The organism is Companilactobacillus halodurans (assembly GCF_009600985.1).
Classification (GTDB): domain Bacteria; phylum Bacillota; class Bacilli; order Lactobacillales; family Lactobacillaceae; genus Companilactobacillus; species Companilactobacillus halodurans.
The window spans coordinates 1-1,862 of record NZ_VDFP01000085.1 but is presented as its reverse complement, the minus strand read 5'-3'; the positions used below and the strand labels follow the sequence as shown (position 1 = coordinate 1,862).

Sequence of the window (1,862 nt, the reverse complement as noted above, 5' to 3'; positions counted from 1 at the left end):
GGTGTTAATTTCTTAATAATAGGTGCCGCAATTCGAATGGATTTAGCACCCTTATTAACAGTGCGGTTAAAATCAGTTTGCCATTGCTTAAATCCCGCGACTTGGGTCGCTTGGGGATTTTGAGCATAGATCAAGTCAATATTTCTGGCACTGTACTGGTGGAATTTAGCCAGGGTATTGAGATACTTTTTAAATTGGTCACTATCAGTTAATTTTAGGATTTGCTGTTCAGCCTGGGCGAATAATTGTGCTTTCCAGGCTTTAACGTCGGCTTTACTCGGCATTGTCTACCCCTCCTCATCTTCAAAAGTATCATTCAATGTCGGCAATGATCTTATTTGAACCGGAGTCGTGCCATAAAGGGCAACGTAGCCATCGGCTAATTTTTGCCAGGCCACTTGATAATAGGCCCCGTTACCAGTGATTTCTTTTAAATACTTGTAGGTTCCTTTAGCCTGCAAAACTGGTAATTCACTCCCAATGACTGCTAATTTATTATCCATTTTATGATCTCCTTTGCTTTGCTAATCTCACCCGTTGTTTGGGTTTACTTTTAGGGTTATAAAAGTGAACCTAAATGACGGGTTCACCAACCGGAACAACGTGAAGGACGGTAGGCAGGTTCTAATCAAAATCAAAACTTAATTTATGGCCGTCAAGCTTTAACTTGGCGTCAAACGACTTCCCCTTTTTGCTCTTGAAACCCTTTAATTTGCTGGTTTCACCCTTGGTAACTAACGCTTTAATTGCGGTCTTCCCGAGCGTCTTGCTACTCCATTTCTTGGGTAGGGTAAAGTCCTCGCCTTGCTTGGGTTTCACAATGTAAAACTTTTGTTTATTTATGACAGTTGCTTGTGGTGTTTCTAAAAACACCTCGGCGGCTTTCTGCGCTTGCTGTTGGTGATTAATTTGTTGCTTAATGGCTGCACTGCCGGTTAATTGTGTCGGAACATCAGCAATCAACTTCGCCACAAACTTCTTAATTTGGCTCAAAAAATTATCCGGGGTGCGTTCTTCGGTACTGATTTGCTGTAACGCTTGCTCCCATTTAGCCGTCATTTCTGGACTAGTTAGCAAGGGTTCGAGTTCGACTGCTTTACATAATGTGATCCCGGCTTCACTGACGTGCAGCTTATTTTTTTCAGTGACGAGATAGCCGCGTTTCTTTAACACTTCTAGCACATTGGCCCGGGTCGCACTTGTCCCAATGCCTTGCACGTCTTTGAGAATTGCTTGGGCTTCTTCATCATCAAGCGTTTTACCGGCCGTCTTCATGGCTGTGATTAATGTCCCTTCGGTAAACGGTACTGGTGGGGTCGTTTCTTTTTGCGGCGTTTGTAGATTTGCTTTAACCTGGTCGCCCTGGTGAACGAGTGGTAAAGTGGCTGTTTCTTGCTGCTCGGCTTTGTGATCATCAAATAAAGCTTGCCAGCCTTGCTTAGTTGGGACCTTACCGGTTGCTTTAAAATTGGCGTCGCCAACCTGAGTGATAATGGTGGTTTCTTCGTACTCGTACGGGTCAGCAAACATGGCTAATGTGGTTCTTAAAACCAAGTCATAGACTTGTTGCTGTAATTTAGGCAAGCTGGCTAGTTTCTCTTTCGTCGGCACGACTTTAGTCATGATAATGGCGTAGTGTTCTTCAACCTTTTTTCCATTAACATAGCGCTTATTTGGGGTGGTATTGGTTAAAGCGACTTGTTTAGAGACTAACCCCAGATACTTCGTCAGATTAGCCACTAAATAATCAAATTCTTCATCAGTGATATAAGCACAATCCGTTCGGGGATAACTCAGCAACTTGGCTTCATATAAACTCTGAATAGCCGCTAAGGTTTGGCTGGCACTGGCCTGATAACGTT

Annotated in this window: 3 protein-coding genes; all 3 read right to left on the bottom strand. The window is 43.4% G+C overall.

Annotated elements, in window-relative coordinates:
* Positions 1-284, bottom strand: a 284-nt coding sequence (locus tag FHL06_RS12600) for an ArdC-like ssDNA-binding domain-containing protein (RefSeq protein ID WP_238334045.1), incomplete at its 3' end; no start/stop codon positions are given.
* Between the two features lie 3 nt (positions 285-287).
* Complete coding sequence (locus FHL06_RS12595) at positions 288-503, bottom strand: hypothetical protein (RefSeq protein ID WP_153386929.1); 216 nt, start codon at positions 501-503, stop codon at positions 288-290.
* A 121-nt stretch (positions 504-624) separates the two neighbouring features.
* The coding region (locus FHL06_RS12590) for a type IA DNA topoisomerase (protein ID WP_192917989.1) at positions 625-1,862 on the bottom strand (1,238 nt) is incomplete at its 5' end.

Coding starts and splice junctions, on each gene's coding strand:
- FHL06_RS12595 (WP_153386929.1), bottom strand. CDS start 503: ATGGATAATAAATTAGCAGTCATTGGGAGTGAATTACCAGTTTTGCAG.